Origin of the sequence: Salibacter sp., assembly GCF_031581065.1 — a bacterium.
GTDB lineage: Bacteria > Bacteroidota > Bacteroidia > Flavobacteriales_G > Salibacteraceae > Salibacter.
The window spans coordinates 1-20,033 of sequence record NZ_JAVLBN010000041.1; the positions used below are offsets into that span (position 1 = coordinate 1).

Consider the following 20,033-nt stretch of genomic DNA (forward strand, 5'->3'; position numbering starts at 1 on the left):
CGCGTAGTTGATTTGCATTGGGTGAGCGCCTATGCTGTGGCGTATCCCAATTCCAAAAGTCGGGAAGCGTTGACCCAACACGTTGAATTTGTATCCGGCTCTCACCTGTAGAAGCTCTAAATACTGATATTCAGCGCCAATTCGGTAGTTCTCAGCGTTGTCGTTAGGGTGGTTGAGTTCAAATGTTGTGAGTAATGCATGATTACCAACTTCAACCGGCTTCATCGATACGCCTAATTTGAACACGTTCGGAACCGTGTAGTTGTCGAGGCTCATGCCTGATCGGTTGAAATCAACTTCTCGCTCATCTCCGCTGAGTGATGAACTTCCGCTGAAGTTTTGCATCATCACGGCAAATGATAAATCTTTAAAATCGGTGTTGTATTTGAAGCCCACATCAACTGCTGCAGTGTGGTTGTAATATTCTGCAAGTTGTTCGTAGATGTACTTCATGGTTACACCAAATGAGAACTGGTCACTGAGAATTTTGCTGTATGTCAATCCGGCTGCTAAATTGTTAGCATACGTCTTTTGTCCGGTTCCCATCGGTTGAAACTCTGTTCTCACTTCCATTGCTCCTGAGTTGAGCGTGTTTACCGTGATACCGAATGAAGATGCGCTTTTAGTCGGGATAATGGCTGTTACCAAACCCTGGTTTGCTCCGGCTCCAACGAAGTAATTGGAAACGCCAAAAGAGAGGTCTCTCACTTCAGATACTGAAGCGGGGTTTGTGTAAACTGACATGATGTCTCCCGGCAATGCAACAGAAGCTCCTCCCATTGCAACTGATCGTGGATTCATATCATTTTTCAAAAAGCTCAGTGTTGATAGGCCGGCTCTTTGCCCACCAAAGTTGGGCAGGATCTGACCGAAAGCCTGAGCTGAAATAATGATCAATGCGATATGTACTATAAATTTCTTCATTAGAATTTAAAGCTTATGCCGTACAACAATTGACGTGGAGGTAAGAAACGTGCCGGGTTATTGGGTAGAGCTCCTGTTTCCTGCGGACCTAAATAACGCGGATCGCGGTAGTTGTTTGTCACAGGATCTCCCTGCCTGTAAGCTGTTCCCGTTACTGGGTTTACGATTTGAGATCTTTTGTTATTGAGCGCATTACGTAATTCAATGCTGAGTGTAATGCCGGTTTTGCTTTTGTCGTTGAAGTAGAATGTCTTGGATAATTTGATGTCTGTGCTTATCCATGGTGTTCCGATTTCCTGGAGGTATTCATCGTTGTTTGGCGCATATATCGGGCGGCCGAGGTCATTTGTTCCAACTTGTTCAACCGGTGTGTAACGGTATCCGCTGCGGTAACTCTGCTTGAGGAATACGCGCCAGCCACCAAGGCTGTATCCCCAAAGTTTGAGTGTACTATCGGGTGAGAAAGTAATTCCTCCGTTGAAATTCCACGGGCGGTCAAATGCGAGATATTGTTCGCGTGTCAACTCAACTTCACCATTCTGTTCGATTTGAAGTCCGGCTTCACGAGCAGAGTTCGATTTACCACGGGCAACCTGGTAGGTTCCGTTTGCAAATGCTTTGAAATGCTCGCCAATGCGGAGGAATACTCCCAGTTCAACACCTTGTATTTTGGCGTAATCCTGGTTGATATACATCTGCTTACTAACCGGTCTGCCAGTTTGATCTTCAACTAGCACTCGTCTCGATACGATGTAATCAAAACGGTTGTTGTTAAATGCGGAAAGCGTGAAAGCAAGGTCTTTCGTGAGTTGAGACTTCATTCCAACTTCATAAGAAACGTTCACCTCAGGATTGATATTTGGGTTACCGAGGTTACTCAGGAATGAACGATCCTGGAAGTTTGGATCGAGGCCCTGGTAAACAAATCGCGGGTGAGGTAAGCGCATCGAGTGGCTGTAGTTGAAATAGAGCACGTTATTTTCTGTAACGGGGAAAGAAACGTTGATACGTGGTAACAATCTCGCTTTCCAGCGCTGACCAAACAAACCAAATGTTTCTTCTTCGTAATTCTGGCGAACCTGGTCGACAACAGGAGAGTTTGGATTGTCAACTGCGTCATCAGCGAATTTACCCGGAGCCCAGTAGTTGAGTCGCATACCGAGTGTTGCAATAATTCCTTTGTAGGTAATCACATCTTGAGCGAAGAGACCTCCGTTCATGGCGTTTACACTCCAAATATCGAACGAGCTACCGATGCTCCTGTTGGGTGTTGTTGTGTTTTCATCTATTCTGATAGGAGCTCCAACCCACGGACGCGTCACATCAACCCATTGGTACCCGGTGAACTTGTGCTCGTGACCAAATGTGATCTTGTGAATTTTACTGTTCGGGTAAAAACGGAACTTGTATTTGAGCGTGTATTCTTCAGCATAGTGATCGTGCCACAATGAAGAAATACCTCCGTTATTGATCAACCACGGTGAAGGGATTGTGTAAACGATTTCATCACCCGGATTGTAGAGTTGAACCGGATCAGTAATAATCGATTGCTCATCGAGGATTTGATCAACTGTTTCGGTTCTGAATGGGCGACCGTTAGCATCTGCTCTCAGATTTGTAAAGAGTCGGCCAACAGAAACGTCAAGGTTCCACTTATCATTTAAAAAGTGGTTGAAGTTCAGAGCCGTGAGGTTTGAATGGTGTGTGTAAGTGGTGGCATTGTCGAGATTCAAACTTCTGCGGAATTGAAAACCGGGAAGGAGAATCGCATCAAAGCCTACAATTTGAAGTGTTCTAGTGTTTTGGTTGATGTTTAGACTGTGCTGATTCGTTACTGATAATCGCGTTCCTTCTTTTATTTGCCACGATAACTTGAGTGTGTGCGACCAGTTGTTGCGTTGACGGGGAGCCCAAAATGTGCCCTGATTTAAAGGATCTACGAAATTATTGTTGAGCCAGTCGTTCCCTGAGCGATTAAAACCTGTTCGAAGGATGCTGCTTTCGAGTTGATTTGCAGTTGGGCCAAAGTAGTTGTCACTCATGATCGACTGAATGGCTGTAAAGAACTTCACTTTCTTTTTTGTTCCCGGAACAGGTCCGCCCATGTTGAGCTCAATGATGTCAGTATTCCAGGAGTAAGCATTGTCTTTATCAAAGCCGAGGTTATCGCGTTGCCAGCTACCACCAATTTGGAACTTGTCACCACCTTCGCGAATTTTGGTTGAAATAACTCCGGCCGAACTCCCGCCAAACTCTGCTCCCTGGCCACCGGTGATTACCGTTACGTCAGCCGCTGCATTGGCTGATACTTCTGCACCTGAACCACTACCTGCAAGCGGATCCTGAGCCGAGATTCCATCGATCAGGTATTCGGTTTCGTACACGCGGCCACCTCGGATCTGAATACCATCAGTTGTTGTATTAACACCGGCCTGCATACTCACGACTTCCTTGACATCGCGAACGTTCATTTCTTCGATGTCTTCCTGCCCGATGCTCACTTCAGATTTTCCTGATTCAAGGTCAACGAGGTTCGCTTCACCAACAATAGTTACCTCCTGAAGCGTTTGTGAGCGCGGTTCAAGCGATGCATCCAGTTCAGTGGTTTCGCCATCTTTAATCGTTATCCCGTTGAAAACCTTAGCTGCAAAACCGATGAACGATATTTTGATCGAGTAGTCACCCGGCTTAATATCTTTAATCATGTATTTCCCGTCAACATCAGCCGATGTACCTTTGTAAGTTCCCACAATTTGCACCGTGGCACCTATCAGTGGCTGTCCCGTTTCACTATCTGTGAGGGTTCCTTTTAGTTTTCCCTGAGCTGTTACGGTCAGAACCGAAAGCAGCAAGCCGAGGGTTGCGATGATGTGTTTACCAGTCAAATTCATCATTCAGTATTGTGTCAAATAGGTTTTCCAAATTTTGTTGATTACCGCTCAATGTGTAGAGCTCAACAGTGAAAAGTATTTGGTTGACGTTGTTATTCGCTCCCGTTCTTTTGATTCCGATTACGTTGTCGCTCCAGCTTTGGTAGTTATTGAAGTTGGCGAAGTATATAGGCTCTGCATCGGCAGTGGGAACAACAGGGTCCATACTTCTAATTACTGACCCTGATTTGAGATTGGGGTAGTTGCTGTCATTCGAGTACACCGTACTGTCTGGATAGAGATCAGCACTTCCCGGACCTGTTGAAAGCTCCTCAAATGGGAGAACTCCGGCAATTGCGCTGAGGTCCTGTCCGCTGGTAAACGAAGTCGTGATGAATAGCTTTCCTCCATCATTTGTAAACTCGAGTAGAGAAGGAGTAGCAAAGTTTAAAAGCAGTCCTTCCTGTTGGTTGTTCAAATTTGTAAAAATCTGAGAATCCGTATTGAAGAAAACTTTGTCGAATTGCTTGATGAGCAACTTGAATGTTGGGTTGAAATAACGCGGTAGTCTTGTGTTCTGACTGATATTGTAAATGTTGTAGTTTGGGTAAACGTTGTTGAGGATAGAGCGGTATTGATCGGTAACCGTTTCGGGTTGACCGGTAACCATCAATAAATCAGAGTTGATGTCGCGGAAGAATACAGTATTGGAAGTATCGGGCACACTTTCCTTTCCTGCAATATCAGCTACTTTGATATAAAATGTGTTTGAGTCACCATTGATAAAACCATCAATTGTGACGTTTGGTGAATCTTCCTGTCCGATGTAAACATCAGCAGATTGTTGTCCCTGTTGATCAGGTTGTGATGGAACAATTGAAATTAGGTTTGTTCCCTGGCTGAAGTCGAGTTGTGACCACGAGCCGTTATTTGCTTTGATATAAGCTTTTTCGAGTGTTTCGAAACCATCAGGGTCTGTTCCTTCCCAATCAAAAGAAAGAACGACTAATGTGCTATCACCTTTGATGGTGCTGTTGTCGATGGTCGCTATTGGAGTACTGTTTTTGATCGGAACCGAAAGCGTAGCTGGGCTCTGATCGATATTGTCATCATTGTCGATTGCGCGTACGGCAAATTCTATATCGGCTGAGTCGCTCCCGGCCGGTATGCTGAACCTGAAAGTGCTATCCTGGGCGTTGGTATATTGCCATTCGCCATCATCAATTGAAATTTCAAATCCTGTGATGTACCCATCGGAATCGGTTCCGAACCAGCTCAGTCTAACACTGCTGCTGAGGCGATCATCACCGCTGAGGTCAATCGACTCAAAAGCGATTTTTGTCTCGGGATACTTGTTTTCATTTCTATCTCCTGTTTTTTCACAGGAAGAAAGAAAGGCAAGAATCGCGATTGTTAGTATTTGAAGATAACCTTTCATGTGCGCAAATTCTACAAGTGAAACGATCAATTGATTTGAGTACGTTTCTTTAAAGGTTTAAAAGAAAACGTCTGCCATTGATTGAATCAACAGCAGACGTTTTATTGAAATATGGTTATTGAATAATGATTTTTTCAGTTTGAATTTTTACACCCTCAGTTTTGATAACTGCGAGGTAAACGCCAGCCTGTAGACTAGCAATGTCAATTTGGTTCTGACCGTTATTCACGCGAACTGTTTTCACATTGCGACCGCTCAGGTCGTAAAGTTCAACTGTTGTAAGATCCTGAGCACCTTTTACGCGAACATTCAATCTGTTGCTTGCAGGATTTGGATAAAGAGCCGTTTCAACAGTGTTTCCGTTGATTACAGTTACTCCTGTTTCCAATTCAGTATCTTCAAGCTGTGCAGAATCCAATGGAACGCTGAATCCAAAGAAGTCATCATTATTTCGTGGAGTCAGCTTGATAACTTCATAACGAGCTGAGAAAATTCCACGAAGAGCATCCATGCTTTGTGTTGTATCAGTAGCTACCGGATCAACTTCTAATGGAGCATCAGAAGACGGTAATTGAGTAGTATCATTTGTAATTACTGAAACATATACTGAAGCAAAGTTTTGTGCTGCCTGAATACCTGTCATTACGATTGAAGATTCATCTTCAGGAGCCTGGTCTTTTGAAGATACCATCCATGCGCCAAAGAAATCATAATATTCATCAGTTACGTGAATCTTGCCATTTCCTGGATGCTGGAATTCTACAAGCATACCTTCATACTTTTCCCATCCGTGATTTGCTTTAGAAGTAGTATCAGCTGGGTCAAGAATAACCGGAGAAATTGTATCGAGCGTTGTAGCATTCACTTCATCAATACTTGATACGTTGATTTGAGTTAACTCACGAGTTTCAACAACTGTACCGGTAACTGTTACAATTTCATGACGTTGAAGTTCTCCTAACTGAAGTGCTCCTGTTAGCATAACACCACCAAATTCAGTTGCGTTTTGGTCCTGAATGTGCACGTAACCCAGGTCGTAATCTTTCATTGAAGACGTAACAACACCTGTTACAGTCACTTCTTCACCAACAAAGCTTGAAGCATCATCTTGTGATGGATAAGGAACGTACTGGATATCATAAATCGAAATTCCATTATCACGTACTGTGTAGAACTCAACATTTTGTTGTTGTCCGGCATTTGTGATTGGGAAGTAAGACATGTTTCCGTCATTGTCTTCCGCTTCGATGTAATAACCTACTGTAGTGCCATCTCCCTGTGCAGGAATTGTAGCTTCATAAGTGTCACCACCAGTATTTGTCATTCCCATTGAAGTAAAGTTAACAGAACCTGAGTTTAAGTTTGTTGAGTAATAAAGTGTTGCATTAGCAACTGAGCCATCAGGGTCAACAATATCAGAAGTAATTGTTACATCATCCGAAGAAGTTGGGATTGAAGAACTTCTTGAAACATTTGAGATAATAGCTGGAGAAACTCCACGAACGATATCAGATTCAAAGATCGGAGAAATACGGTATCCACGAGAAAAGTTTCCACCGCCTAAACATCCGTTTGCATCGTGATCGATGATGCCACGAAGAGTATCCAATACCTGGCCTACCTGAAGTGGAGTCAACGGTCCTGTACTTTGTGGAGAGTTTGGGTTTACTGTTGTCCAACCACCATCTTTCATCGCGAGGAATTTATCGTAAATCAGAATTTGATTTCCGTTTGCATCCTGGCAGATGTATTGCCTTCTTGTAGGAGTTGAGTATGACTCGTCAGAAACGACCGTAAGGTTTGTCAACTCTACATAAGAACCTTCCCATTGCTCTCCAGTTTCAAGTTGGTTGTTTGTACTACCATCTTGAAGGTCGCCAACATTTACCGAAACCGGCTTTGGTTGAGGTACAGAAGCACCTGGTTCGAAAATATGTGTTTGAGAGTTTGTTAATGGATAAATTTGAGTTTCATTATTGTAGGCATCAACAATACCTGTAATGTAAACTAATTGCCCTGATGGGATGCTGTTTAGTAAGTCTGCAGTAATAGAGTTACTGTTGTCATCAGTCCAGTAACCGTGAATTTGAATACCGTGAAAAGGACCACCGGCTCCCTGGTTCATCGTGTCAACGATGTTTAAAAGTGGTCGCTGGCCTGTTGGAGAGCTACCTGATGCTAATTCTGAGTATCCACCCGGAGTAACAACATAACCGGCTACGGTTACGGTATCGCCAAAGTAAGAACTCGTGTCGTTGCAGTTTTGTAGACTGCTCTGGTCAATGTACTGAATGTCATACACGCTAACCGTGTCATGCTGGGCCTGCGCTGTTGCAAGTCCCAAAAATGCTGCTGCGCTGAGTAGTAATTGTTTCATATCTGTTTGCATTATTTAATAACCATGAATTTGCCTTTGTGAATTTTTCCGGTTCCCAAATCTTCAACCGTAAAGAGGTAGAGTCCTCTCGATATAATTTGGTTGTTTTGGGAGAGTAAATCCCAGGCGTGAATACCACCTGAGAAAACGTTTTCGTCTGGATTTTCAGCTCCAAAAGTCTGGAACCATCTTATGTCTGATCCATTGTAGTCCTGGTCGTGGCGAATTTCGTCAATCAAATCACCGGCCGGAGTAAATACTCGAATTACACATTCTGCCGGTAAATTGGCGAAGTACATTTTTCTACTTTCTTCCTGGAAGTTACTTGCTCCTTCCCATGCTGCACCGCTGTAATACGGATTGGGATAAGCAAATGGTTCTTCGCTGTCGGGATCATCGTTAATAGGAGTTCCTGTAAATACCCGCTTGAGGTTTGAAGCCGGAGAGCTCTCCAGCGATTCCAGATTGTTTTCCGGTTCGCCACGGTCAAATGATGTCACTGCAACTGCGTATTGCCAGCCGGGTTGAACATCGTTAATCGTGTACTTGTAGTAATAGGTTTCGCCTTCAGATGTATAAGGCTCTTCAAGTCTAACGCTGTTGAGCCCTATGTCGTAAGCTATTCCGTTATCATCGAGGTCGTACTCAGCTATTTTGAAGAGTTCGTTCTCGAAATCGAGATCTGATGTTCCCACAACATCAAAGCCGAGTTTAGAAAGGTAAACGCGGTAACCTTCAAAATCCTCTTCGAGTGAAATAGGATCTACTGATGATTCAGAGTTGTCGCTCCAGTAGAGTTGAATACTGTCACCTTCAGCGATAACTTTTGTTTTTGGAATATCGGGGGGAGTAGGGAGGATGTAGCGATCGATTTTGTTGTCACCATCGAGGTCTTCATCAGGTGTTAAAATTCCATCTCCGTTTGCATCTTCACCGAGGTAAGCTGTTTGAGCCCAATCTGCATTGCGGTAGAAAATTTCACGTTGAGCGAGTGTGTTGGCGCTGTTCGGGTTTCCGTCTTCTTTCTTTTCTCCCATGATGAAAGCAAAAGCTAAGCTGATCGTGTCACCGGGCTGGTAGTTGTAAAACGGTCCGGCACTCACGAGATCTGAGCGGTTACCGGGCTGACTGATGTCGTTTTGGATCTGATCCCAGTTTTGCTCGAAATTGAGTCCGCGCGTCATTTTTTGATAACGTGCATTTTCACTCGTAGGGAACGCCAATGTTGCCGATCCCGAGTTGAACTGCCAGGTGTTGTAATGAACATTAAAGCCCGGTGTATTTTGCGGATTGTAAAATGCTCCTTTGTAATCGGCACCGAGGAATTTTTGCCCGATGTAGCTTTCCGTGAAACCAACATCACCTGCAACATCCCAGCAATAGGCCATATTGAGCGAATCAGAGTAGCCATTTCCACCTTGTGAGTAAAAAGCAGATCCGCCTGATCCTGCCGGAGTAACGTTTACATTTCGCACAACTGTATTTGACCAAAGTCCAACGTACATCGAGTCGTAAGCGCGGTTTGAATAATTCACAATATCAAAACTCACAATCACGAAAAAGTCACTGAAAGCGTAATTCCAATTGTAAGCTTCCATGTGAATGCCAATATTCAGCGGATCGTTGTGATCAGTAATTGGGGTATTTGTACCCGGAACCACAACATTGCTATCGGTAAAATCTGCGATAAAATCCTGTTGTGAAATTGCGTTTGTCGCGTAGTTTGGACTATCAAAAAGTGTTGATTTTTCGTTCAGAACCGAGCCTACAGGTACTGTCATTTCAAAGCCTCGTCCGCCAGTGGCATAGCCGTTTGGTGCGTCATAAGCTGCAGTAGAAACCTGATCAGGATTGGCAGCAACCCAAATACCCGATTCAAAAAGGTGCTCAATTCCAGAGCCGGCAGGATACTCGCAGGAAGGTGTACCCGATCCATCGCGGTAACCTCTAAAAGCGTTCCCGAAAGTTCCTACGTTCGTAACGTTTAATCTCACTCTTGATGAAGTTGTTACTTTTTCGTCAAACGATTGAGACCAGCCGCTAAGCGACAGCCCCAGAATAAAAAGCGATACAATTACCTTTTTCATTTCGCGGCAAAATTACCCTTGAATATTTCCCTGATTGTTAGGTTAAGATTAAATTATAACTATACGAAAAGGAGTTACCCCCTTCTTATTGATCTTCAATATATAGTTACCTTTTTTAGTTTTTGAATCGAGGTGAATGTTATTCACACCCGGAGTAATGTTAATGTCCTGAATTTTGCGGCCCGTTAAGTCGTAAAGCGTAGCCGTTGTTTGTCGGTTGTAACTACTTCTAATGGTCAGAGCCTTGTTGCGAACAGGATTCTGAATTTTAATAAAGTGTTTATTGAATTTGAGTTCCTGAGTAGAGCTCGGATCTCTGGAGTGAGCTTTTAGCGTTACAACAACCGGCAGGTGATCGCTCACTCGATAAAGTGCATTTGCCACGTTGAGGCTTACATCGGCATTGCTGGGTGAAACCACACTTGAGTTGAAACGGTTTCCATCTTGCCCGATCACGCGGTAAGAATAGCTGTCGTATTCCAGGTAATTTGAATTATCCATTATCGAATTGCTGAGCAAGATGAAATCGAAGCGGTCATCCATTCCACCACCCGAAAAACACGGGTCAAAGCCGGTATGAGTACTTTGAGTGTGAACAAGTGAAAAATTTCCTGAGTTGTTATTGTTCCATGCACCTTCAATTCCCGTTGGGTCGTTGAAGTTATACGAGGCATCGTAGAAATCTGTCAATTGTTGGTAAGCCGGCTCTGAAGCAGCGTAAACGTTGAGATCACCCGCGAGCATGAAGTTTTGGAGATCGTTATCGCGAACGTATTCCATAATAGCCTCGGCAGCAACGTGACGGTCATCAGGGTTCTGACCACCCTGACCTGCCTTGAAGTGGGCTGCAAACACCGTGAAGTAAGTCGTGTCAGCTCCCGAAGCGAGAGAAGGGTCTTTGTAGTAAAAACGGTAAGCATCGATGAGGCGAACGATGTACTCGTTGTTGATGCCGCGTTCAATGCTGTTGTGACCGATGTAGCCTATTTTGTTTTCGTTGAAAAAGCAGTGATTGATAAGGCTTGAGCTGCCAGCGTAAGTAGTGTAAGTGTATTTTGTTTCTCCGTCTGTATTGAGGGAGTTATCCAAAAGATCGAGGATGTTTCCCTGGCTGTTCCCGATTTCCTGAAACACGACAACATCCGGATCGGCATATTGAATAACCGTTTTGAGGTTGTCTTCTTTTTGAGCGGGATCATTATTGCTGTAATCGCACTGACCTATTGTTGAGCGATACAGCATGAGGTTGTACGTGAGGACTTTGATGTCCTCCTGGCTGCGCAGTGTTTGAAGGGATAGCAGCCCGGTAATAAGGAGTATAAAACGCATAAAATTGTGTTTCTGCCGACAAAAGTACGTTCAATTTTTGATGTGTTGTGAAAAATTTTGATCGCTTTTTGAAAAGTTAATGAATTGGTAATGGGCGGAGGGATTGCATGATGTTGGGATGCTTTCAAAACCTTTTCCAAAGTAACTTTGGAAAAGGTGCATAAGAGATCTTGATGTTATTTTTCAATAACGTGGGGTAGTTTTTCTTAGGCTGGAGACTGATTATTAACTAGCCAGTACCTAAGAATATTTCTTAGTTGTTTGCTGGCAACGGGAGACCATTTTATTTTTCTGAAAGACTTTGCGTTCTTCAGTTAATAGGTCTTTTTGATCTATTAAATCTTCCTTTTCGATATTATTTAAGCTTATTTGAAGAATCTCAATTTGCTCATCAGTCAGTTCAACTTTACTTGTTTTTAGTAAGTTGTCTAAAGACTCAAGTAGCCTGTGATCTTCGATAGTGAGGATCTTATCTATTATCGACTTTCTAATATCTTCAACTTGTGTGGGCATAGTTAATTTGTTTTTTCAATCTCGTTGAATGCTTCATTTGCTTCAGTAAATTTAAGGTTTGACTTTTTAACCTTATCGTAAGTCTTGATATCGTCAAGCTCCTCAAGCTCTTCAAGCATTTTTCGCCATTTTTTTATAGGGAGAACTACTGCTATTTTCTCACCTTCATCATCTGTTATATACTGAGTCTTCATTCTCTAAGATTATCACTTTAACTTACATACGAAGTTACAAAAAAGAATGTGCGGAAGGAAGTCGTGAAAATACCTTTTCCAAAGTTCAAAACTTTGGAAAAGGTGCTTTAAAGATCTTTAAATTACTTCGCGATAACGAGGAAGTAGTTTTTCTTTCCGCGTTGTAGAAGGAGGTATTTGTCGTTGATGAGGTTGTCATCTGAAATGCTGATTTCTCCCTGAATTTTTTCTTTGTTCAGTTGTAGAGAATTCTCTTTGAGTGCCCTGCGGACTTCTCCATTCGATTTTAAGAAGTCTGTTTTACCGCTGAATAAATCGTACTCATTACTGCCGATGATTTCATTTTTTGATAATTCTGTTTGCGGAACTCCTTCAAAAACACTCAGGAAGTCTTCTTCACTGAGCTTGCGCAACGATTCTTCAGTCGCTTTGCCAAACAAGATATTGCTGGCTTCGATTGCGGTTTGCAGGTCTTCTTCACCGTGAACCATTATCGTGACTTCCTCAGCGAGTTTCTTTTGTAGAGCTCTTCGGCCGGGAGCTTCTTTGTGTTCTGAAACGATTTTTTCGATTTCTTCCCTGCTCAACAACGTGAAAATCTTGATGTATTTTTCGGCATCTTCATCGCTGGTATTGAGCCAAAACTGGTAGAATTTATACGGTGATGTTAGTTTTTTGTCGAGCCAAACATTGCCGCTCTCTGTCTTTCCGAACTTTGATCCGTCAGCTTTTGTAATGAGCGGACATGTAAACGCAAATGCCTCGCCCTGTTCCATTCTGCGAATCATCTCAGTACCGGTTGTGATATTTCCCCATTGGTCAGATCCGCCCATTTGCAACCTACAATTCTTCTCGCGGTAGAGGTGGAGAAAATCATAGCCCTGCACCAACTGGTAAGTAAATTCAGTGAACGACATCCCTTCTTTACTTTCAGAACCGAGACGTTTCTTAACCGAGTCTTTTGACATCATGTAGTTCACGGTGATGTGCTTACCGATGTCGCGGATGAACTCGAGGAAAGAAAACTCCTTCATCCAGTCGTAGTTATTCACGAGCTCGGCTGCGTTGGGTTCTGACTGGTCAAAATCCAAAAAGCGTTTGAGTTGCTCTTTTAAACAAGCTTCATTGTGGCGAAGTTGTTCTTCATTTAACAAATTGCGTTCTTTCGATTTACCTGATGGATCACCGATCATTCCTGTAGCTCCACCAACAAGAGCCAAAGGTTTATGTCCGTGAAGTTGCAGGTGTTTGAGCAACATAACTGATACTAGATGACCGATGTGCAAAGAATCTGCAGTGGGGTCAATGCCAACGTAAGCTGTAGTTGGTTCTTTCTCGAGTTGTTCTTCAGTTCCCGGCATGATGTCGTGCACCATTCCGCGCCATTGTAGTTCTTCTATTAATGCTGATGCCATTGTTGCGTTTCGTTTTGCGGGCCAAAGATAGTCAGATTAACACTTTAAAAAATCAATTCCCTGACTACCTTTGCCGCGTGATATTCATTACGGGCGCAACCGGACTTGTAGGCTCTCACTTGGCTTACTTTCTCCTTTCAAGAGGTGAAAAGTTGCGTGCGCTCAAGAGGGAGTCGAGCGATACGTCAATTCTCGAAAATCATTTCAATCATTACGGAGGCGATACTGGTTTACTGGAAAACATCGAGTGGGTTGATGGTGACTTATTTGATGTTATCGAGCTGGAAAAACTCGTTAATGGGTGCGATGAAGTTTATCACGCTGCGGCTTATGTGAGTTTTGATCCCGGTGAGAAAAATAAGTTGTACAGGGTCAATATTGAGGGAACAGCTAATTTGGTCAATATCTCGCTGGATGTTGGAGTCAAAAAATTTGGCTACGTGAGCTCTACGGCTGCAATCGGTTCTGACCGAAATGGTGACAAAACAGATGAGAACATCAAATGGAAAGAGGATAAGCACACCTCTTATTACGCGATTTCCAAACATTACGGGGAGCGCGAAATATGGCGTGGATCTCAGGAAGGCTTAAACGTGGCGATGGTGAACCCGTGTATTGTCGTGGGGCCGGGAAACTGGAATACGAGCAGTGCTGCTATGTTTTCACAGGTTTGGGACGGACTCAGGTATTACACAACGGGTTCCAATGCTTTTGTAGATGTTAAGGATGTGGCTCAGGCTCTCATCGAGGTGATGGACAAAGAGCTTTTTGGAAATCGTTATTTGGTTGTTGGGGAAAACATGAAGTATCGCGATTACTTCAATTTGATCGCTGATGCTCTGGATAAGAAACGGCCCTCAGTATTGGCGACTAAAACGATGAGCTCCATCGCGTGGCGACTGGAAAAGGTGCGTAGCTTTTTTACGGGCAAAAAGCCGTTGATTACTCGAGAAACGGCTCAATCGGCTAATAGTAATGTGCAGTACAGTAACGAGAAGATCAAAAAGGAATTAGACTTTGAGTTTAATTCAATTGAAAAGGCTGTAAAGGATACTGCTGAACGTTTTTTAAATGAGCACTAATTGTCTTTCTTTTTCTCCTTATTCTTTGATTTTCTTTTGTCGCGAAGGTTGGCTTCTCGTTGAGAGAGCTCGTTGAGCACCTCATCGTACATATCGGCTAAAATTTTGGGGTGCTCTTCATACCAGGTTAGCGATTGCTTGAATTTTTGTTCATCCACTCCGTACTTCTCAAAAATCTTTTGATACATCTTGAGTATGTACTTTTTTCCATCGTAATCATCCTTTGGGAAATTGCCGCGCTGGTAAATCGCTTCTGCAATTTGTATATCGGTCAGAACCTGGGTCATCTGCTCCCGCTGGATGATGTCATCAGGCGGAGTCGCTTTTTCTTCATCTGAGCCGCAGCTAAATGAAAGAAGCGAAATAAGCGCTATGAACAAAAAGTTGCGCATCAGCGGTTAAATGTTAAGCGTTTACCCAGTTGTTGGTCATGGATCTGACCATTGTCCCAGGCGAGGTAGCCATTCACGAATGTTTTGTCAATGCTGCACTGGAAAGTCGTTCCCTCAAACGGACTCCACCCGCATTTGTAGAGGAGGTTGTCTTTTGAAACGGTAAGTGGCTTTTCAGGATCGATCAGAACCAAATCAGCGTAATAGCCGGGTTTGATGTAACCGCGTTTTTCAATGCTGAACATATCGGCAACGTTGTGACTCGTTTTGCGCACTATTTTTTCGAGCGTTAACTTGCCTTGTTTCCAAAACTCAAAGAGAGCAGGAAGAGCGTGTTGAACTAGAGGTCCGCCCGATGGTGCTTTGAAATACGTGTTGTCTTTTTCTTCAAGTGTGTGAGGAGCGTGATCTGTAGCGATGACATCTATTCTGTCGTCATTTACAGCTTGCAGAATGGCCTCAGCATCTTCACGTTCTTTCACAGCCGGATTCCATTTGATGTGAGTTCCCTTTTCTTTGTAATCTTCCCGAGAAAACCACATGTGATGAATGCATGCTTCACTCGTAACATGCTTTTCTTTCATTGGAATATCGTTGCGGAAAAGATCCAGTTCTTCTTTTGAGGAAATATGAAGAATGTGAAGGCGTGTCCCGTATTTGTCAGCCAGGCTCTTAGCGTAAGAAGAAGACTTGTAGCAAGCTTCTCTACTGCGGATATCAGGATGACATTCAATTGGAACATTTTCTCCGTATTTCGCGCGGTATTTTTTGGCATTTTCACCAATCATGGGGTCGTTTTCGCAATGCGTGGCAATGAGTGTTTTAACTTCTTCAAATGTTTTCTCCAAAGCTTTTTCATCATCTACCACCATATCTCCGGTAGAGGAACCCATGAAAATTTTGACACCGCAAATTTTCTTTTGATCGATCTTGAGCAATTCATCGAGGTTTTTGTTTGTGGTACCCATGTAAAACGAGTAGTTAGCTAACGAAACCTCATTCGCTCTTTTGTACTTGTCTTCAAGAAGGTCAATCGTTGTAGCTTGCGGAATGGTATTGGGCATTTCCATGTAACTCGTGATTCCACCGGCTACAGCTGCTCGTGATTCGGTTTTTATTTCAGCTTTTTGTGTGAGTCCCGGTTCTCTGAAATGCACCTGGTCATCAATCATGCCCGGAATCAAAATTTTTCCTGAAGCGTCAATTGTTTTATCGGCCGGTTTGTCAATTCCCTCGCCAACTTCAGTGATGAATTCATCCTCGATAAGCACGTCTCCTTTAAATTGCTTATCCTCATTGATGATTGTTGCATTCTTGATGAGTGTGCGCATAACGATCAGTATTTTTTAAACCACGATTTTAATTTCATTTCGATAACTCCAAAGAAAGCTTCCTTGAAAATTCCGGTATTCATTTTAGAAGTCCCTTCCTGGCGGTCGGTGAAAATGATCGGAACCTCTACAATGTTGAAGCCCAACTTCCAGGTTGTGAACTTCATTTCTATTTGAAAGGCGTAACCTTTAAATTTTATTTTGTCGAGATTGATGCGTTGTAATACTTTTTTTGAGTAGCATTTGAATCCGGCCGTAGCGTCCTGAATGGGCATGCCGGTTATCATGCGAACATAAACCGATGCAAAGTAGCTCATGAGAACTCTGCCCATCGGCCAGTTGACCACGTTAACCCCTGATACATATCGCGATCCGATGGCCATATCAGCTCCTTTAGTAGCACAAGCTTCATGTAACCGAACGAGGTCTTCAGGGTTGTGCGAGAAGTCGCAGTCCATTTCGAAAATGTAGTCGTAATCGTGATCGAGGGCCCATTTAAAGCCGGTGATGTAAGCTGTGCCGAGGCCTAGTTTTCCTTTTCGCTCAATAATGTGGAGTTTGTCAGGGAAATCTTTTTGGAGTGTTTTGACGATTTCTCCGGTTCCATCAGGTGAGCCGTCATCAATGATGAGTAAGTCGAACGGAATTTCGAGTGAAAACACGGTTCTGACCATGCGTTCCACATTTTCCTTTTCATTATAGGTTGGAATTATTACAACGTTGTTCGACACGATTAAAATAATTAATGAATGGCGAAATTACTCAACGGATTTTGTATTCGCTATATTTTGAGATGGATTTAGGGAAAATTAAGAGAATTTAAACGAGGGTTATGTTTAAAATAAAAAAACCGCGCAAAGAATTCTCTGCACGGTTTTTTTTGATATCGTCATTTTAGTTGATCACAATTCTTTCAATCGCTGTTTTTTGGTCGCCAGTTGCTTTGAGCAAATAGTAACCGGCAGCTAAGTTTGAAACATCAATTGTCGCTTTAGTAGCTGATGTGCTGATCGTTTTCACAAGTGCACCAGTAGAGGACAAAATCTCAATTTGAACTTTTTCGTCATTCCAACCGCTAAATTCAACATTGAGTTTTGAGCGAGTCGGGTTTGGATAAAGTGTCAATCCTGAATTTTGAGATAATTCATCTGTTCCTGTGAGGTTCACAATTACTTCTTCGCGTTCTGAGATGCAAGAAGGCTCCTGAATCTCCCAGTCGTAGAAGAAATAGTAATAACCAAACGGGTTAGAATTAGCTGAACTTCTCTTGATTGATGCGAGTCCGGCTACGCTGTATGGATACTGAACGCCACCGTCATTTCTGTAAAGTGAAATCATGTTGTTGGTAGAAACACCGAGTTGGTAATCAGTTCCCTGTTGAATATCAAAATCGAGTTCAATTCTGTGTTCGCCCGGCTGAATGAATACTGTTTCACTCGCTAATAATTGACCGCTCGAATTGCGTAGTTCAATCGTTCTGTTTCCGGCCTGCCCTGCAAAAACCTTTACAGTTTTGAGTTCGAAATCAGAAAGTGCATCAAATACCAGGTATTGGTCATTGTTAAACATATTACCTGAACCAAACTGGTTGTCAACCGGGCCAATTTTTTCAATTGGTTTTAAGATTTCACGCTCAACAAAAAACGATGTTGAAGAGGAAAGCGGAGCTGAAGTAAATGTGCTTCCGGTATCCAGTAAATTTCCTCCCCAAATGCTGTCAAACCAATAAATAACTCCGCTGTCAGTCGTGGTCAGAACCGCAGAGTCCCCGTTTCCGGGATTGTTAGTCAAAATGACTTGCGGAGCTGATGGTTTTGTGATCGTTACATGAGAAGACTTCACAACACTGTCTGTTCCATGACTATTTGTTGCTGTTAGCGTAACATCAAAATCACCATTTTGCGTGTAAGTGTGTGTTGGGTTTTGATCAGTTGAGGTGTTTCCATCACCAAAATCCCACGTCCAGCCGGTTGGGCCATTAGCTGATTCATCGCTGAATGAATATGTTCCGCGGCAATCACTTACTGATGAAGCTGTAAAATCTGCTGCCGGAGGAACATCAGGGTAAGTACAGTTCCATGTAATATCGAAACCGGCATTTTCTACACCGCCATCTGAAAAGAAATGCAATGTGACTGCATTTGTTTGAGAAGTAATTGTGCCGGGAATTCCGGTCGTATTACAATACTTTCCAATTAAAGTACCGTTAGTGCTCTGACCTTCATAAATTGCGAGGTAGTCATAGTCGCATGTTGATCCAGATCCTGCTTCAACATCAAAACTGTTGATGTAAAGCGTTACGCTGCTAGCGCCACCTGATGGAGCAATTGTGAGGAAGCTCGATTCACCACTTCCGTAGTTGCCTTGTTCTCCTCCGGAGTCAAATACGCGACCAGTGCAACTTGTTTGATCTTCACCGGGCCCTAATGATGGCATTGTCACGACACATGGCTGGTTCGGACCAATATTAATATAGCTGCTTTTCACTACTGAATCTGCACCGCAGTTGCCGCCATCAACAATGAGTTGAACATCGTAATTTCCATTATTGGCATACGTGTGAGATGGATTGAGTTGAGTGCTCGAATTTCCATCACCAAAGTCCCATGTGAAATTGAGTCCATTGATGCTGTTATTTGTAAACGAAACCTCAAGCGGTGCAGTACAGCTAGAAGTTAAACTCGCTGAAAAATCACTGACAACATTTGGCGTGTAAGCCGGTCCAACGCCAACGGCATGCCAGGCATTTGTTACAGCTTCAACTTCTGGACTGCAAGCCCCAAATAAATCAACTGCAGATTTAATCGAATAAAAACGCGCTTCATCGTATTCTGATGAAGGACTTAGGTAAGTGACTAAGTTTCTAAAAGCGATTTCAGCAGCAGTAGTAAGCCCGAGAGCAGTTACATTGTAACTTTCGTTATTGTCATTTGTACCGCTGCCGCCATTGACGAGAAGGTAAAACCAATAATTCTGTACACCGCTGTTAATATGAACACCGCCATTGTCAAAAGCTCCAAACTCCCAGTTATCTCCCTGGTAAGTGTCGGGATCTCCGTACTGATTTGGATCTGACATACTCCGAAGAGTAATACCAATATCTTCTCCAATGAGCCAGTTGTTGTTATTAGGGCGAGCCCATATTTCCACGGCAGCTCCAAAAATATCAGAGAATGATTCGTTCAATGCGCCTGATTCGTAAGAGTAAATGAGGTCTGCAGTTCGGCTTGTTAAACCGTGTGTGATTTCGTGACTTGTGATATCGAGAGCTGTAAAAGGAGTTGTTTGGTTTCCTCCGTCACCGTAAGTCATGCGTTGGCCGTCCCAAAAAGCATTCCCGTAGTTGTTGTCATAATGAACGTAGCTGTTTAGAGCAAAACCATTGCCATCAATTGAGTTGCGGTTGTGTTGAGTTAAGTAGTAGTCATAAGTCATTTCTGCTCCCCAGTGTGCATCAGTAGCTACTTCATCCTGGTTAGCATTTACGTTGTCCCAATAATTGTCACCATCGGTGAAGTCAACTGCATTACCGTGGTTTGTTCCGTTTTGCATGTTGAAAGTGTTGATCCCATTTCCGCGACCAGTTTCTCTCAATCTAAACATGTTGGGAGAAACACTGTCTGTAACAATTGTGCGAGTACCGCTGTATTTAGTCTCGGCAGTTCCCTGAGCATCTGAGTGGTGGATCTGATCATTAGTGAAAATGATGTCGCCTGATTGAGCGTCAACAAAGTATTCTTTTCTGGAAAGCGGTTTTTGAGCGTAAATGTTGAACTTCCACGCTAATTTGTGATCTGCATCTATTCTGGCATCTGGCTGAACGTAACACAATTCACCCTGAGGATAAAAACTAGCTGAAGGGTCTCCTGTTTCAGTTTTGAGCAATTGTTCCTCAGCCGGAATTTCCCATTTGTAAGTTTGTGCATTTATACTGTTAAGCGCATTGGTCAGAGCCGCACTTTCAGAAATTCCAGCCTGGGTTGTCGATGGAGAAGAAAGGTTGAAATTCCCGTTTACCGAAGTTACTTTTCCGTTTTCAATGTGGGCAATAACCCGGTTAAATGAAACCGGAATACCGTTG

Annotated in this window: 14 protein-coding genes; 1 reads left to right on the forward strand and 13 read right to left on the reverse strand. The window is 43.2% G+C overall.

All coding sequences use genetic code 11. The annotated features are described in order from the left end of the window. The 9 genes from RI557_RS09310 to tyrS all read right to left on the reverse strand — a co-directional run. Positions 1–924: PorV/PorQ family protein (locus RI557_RS09310; RefSeq protein ID WP_310683419.1), on the reverse strand; the 924-nt coding region annotated here is incomplete at its 3' end. Further along, positions 924–3,818 (reverse strand): TonB-dependent receptor, encoded by a 2,895-nt coding sequence (locus tag RI557_RS09315; protein ID WP_310683421.1) that lies wholly within the window; start codon positions 3,816–3,818, stop codon positions 924–926. The genes RI557_RS09310 and RI557_RS09315, both read right to left, overlap by 1 nt. Further along, the gene (locus tag RI557_RS09320) at positions 3,799–5,232 is read right to left on the reverse strand and encodes a hypothetical protein (RefSeq protein ID WP_310668774.1); all 1,434 of its coding nucleotides are present in this window, start codon (positions 5,230–5,232) and stop codon (positions 3,799–3,801) included. The genes RI557_RS09315 and RI557_RS09320 overlap by 20 nt, the downstream gene beginning before the upstream one ends. Positions 5,233–5,347: 115 nt before the next feature. After that, entirely contained in the window at positions 5,348–7,609 is a 2,262-nt protein-coding gene (locus RI557_RS09325; protein WP_310668773.1) for a T9SS type A sorting domain-containing protein, read from the reverse strand. Between the two features lie 11 nt (positions 7,610–7,620). Further along, positions 7,621–9,696 (reverse strand): hypothetical protein, encoded by a 2,076-nt coding sequence (locus RI557_RS09330; RefSeq protein WP_310683423.1) that lies wholly within the window; start codon positions 9,694–9,696, stop codon positions 7,621–7,623. Between the two features lie 48 nt (positions 9,697–9,744). Continuing rightward, positions 9,745–11,025 carry a T9SS type A sorting domain-containing protein gene (locus RI557_RS09335; RefSeq protein WP_310683425.1) on the reverse strand — a complete coding sequence of 427 codons (1,281 nt, stop codon included), beginning with the start codon at positions 11,023–11,025 and terminating at the stop codon, positions 9,745–9,747. A gap of 240 nt (positions 11,026–11,265) precedes the next feature. After that, complete coding sequence (locus RI557_RS09340) at positions 11,266–11,538, reverse strand: hypothetical protein (RefSeq protein ID WP_310683427.1); 273 nt, start codon at positions 11,536–11,538, stop codon at positions 11,266–11,268. A 2-nt stretch (positions 11,539–11,540) separates the two neighbouring features. Then, positions 11,541–11,732, reverse strand: a complete 192-nt coding sequence (locus RI557_RS09345) for a hypothetical protein (RefSeq protein ID WP_310668769.1) — start codon at positions 11,730–11,732, stop codon at positions 11,541–11,543. Positions 11,733–11,854: 122 nt separating this feature from the next. After that, a complete protein-coding gene (gene tyrS / locus RI557_RS09350) occupies positions 11,855–13,147 on the reverse strand; it encodes a tyrosine--tRNA ligase (protein ID WP_310668768.1) in 1,293 nt (430 codons plus the stop codon). Positions 13,148–13,224: 77 nt separating this feature from the next. Here tyrS and RI557_RS09355 point away from each other — a divergent pair, with 77 nt between their 5' ends. Next, entirely contained in the window at positions 13,225–14,229 is a 1,005-nt protein-coding gene (locus RI557_RS09355) for an NAD-dependent epimerase/dehydratase family protein (RefSeq protein WP_310683429.1), read from the forward strand. Here RI557_RS09355 and RI557_RS09360 read toward each other — a convergent pair. The 4 genes from RI557_RS09360 to RI557_RS09375 form a co-directional block, all read right to left on the reverse strand. Then, positions 14,226–14,621, reverse strand: a complete 396-nt coding sequence (locus tag RI557_RS09360; protein ID WP_310683431.1) for a DUF4296 domain-containing protein — start codon at positions 14,619–14,621, stop codon at positions 14,226–14,228. The genes RI557_RS09355 and RI557_RS09360 overlap by 4 nt on opposite strands. Then, a complete protein-coding gene (locus RI557_RS09365; protein WP_310683434.1) occupies positions 14,621–15,952 on the reverse strand; it encodes a dihydroorotase in 1,332 nt (443 codons plus the stop codon). Before RI557_RS09365 ends, RI557_RS09360 begins: the two co-directional genes overlap by 1 nt. A gap of 5 nt (positions 15,953–15,957) precedes the next feature. Beyond that, positions 15,958–16,683, reverse strand: a complete 726-nt coding sequence (locus RI557_RS09370; protein WP_310683436.1) for a polyprenol monophosphomannose synthase — start codon at positions 16,681–16,683, stop codon at positions 15,958–15,960. Between the two features lie 163 nt (positions 16,684–16,846). After that, a partial coding sequence (locus RI557_RS09375; RefSeq protein ID WP_310683438.1) for a M4 family metallopeptidase occupies positions 16,847–20,033 on the reverse strand: 3,187 nt, incomplete at its 5' end.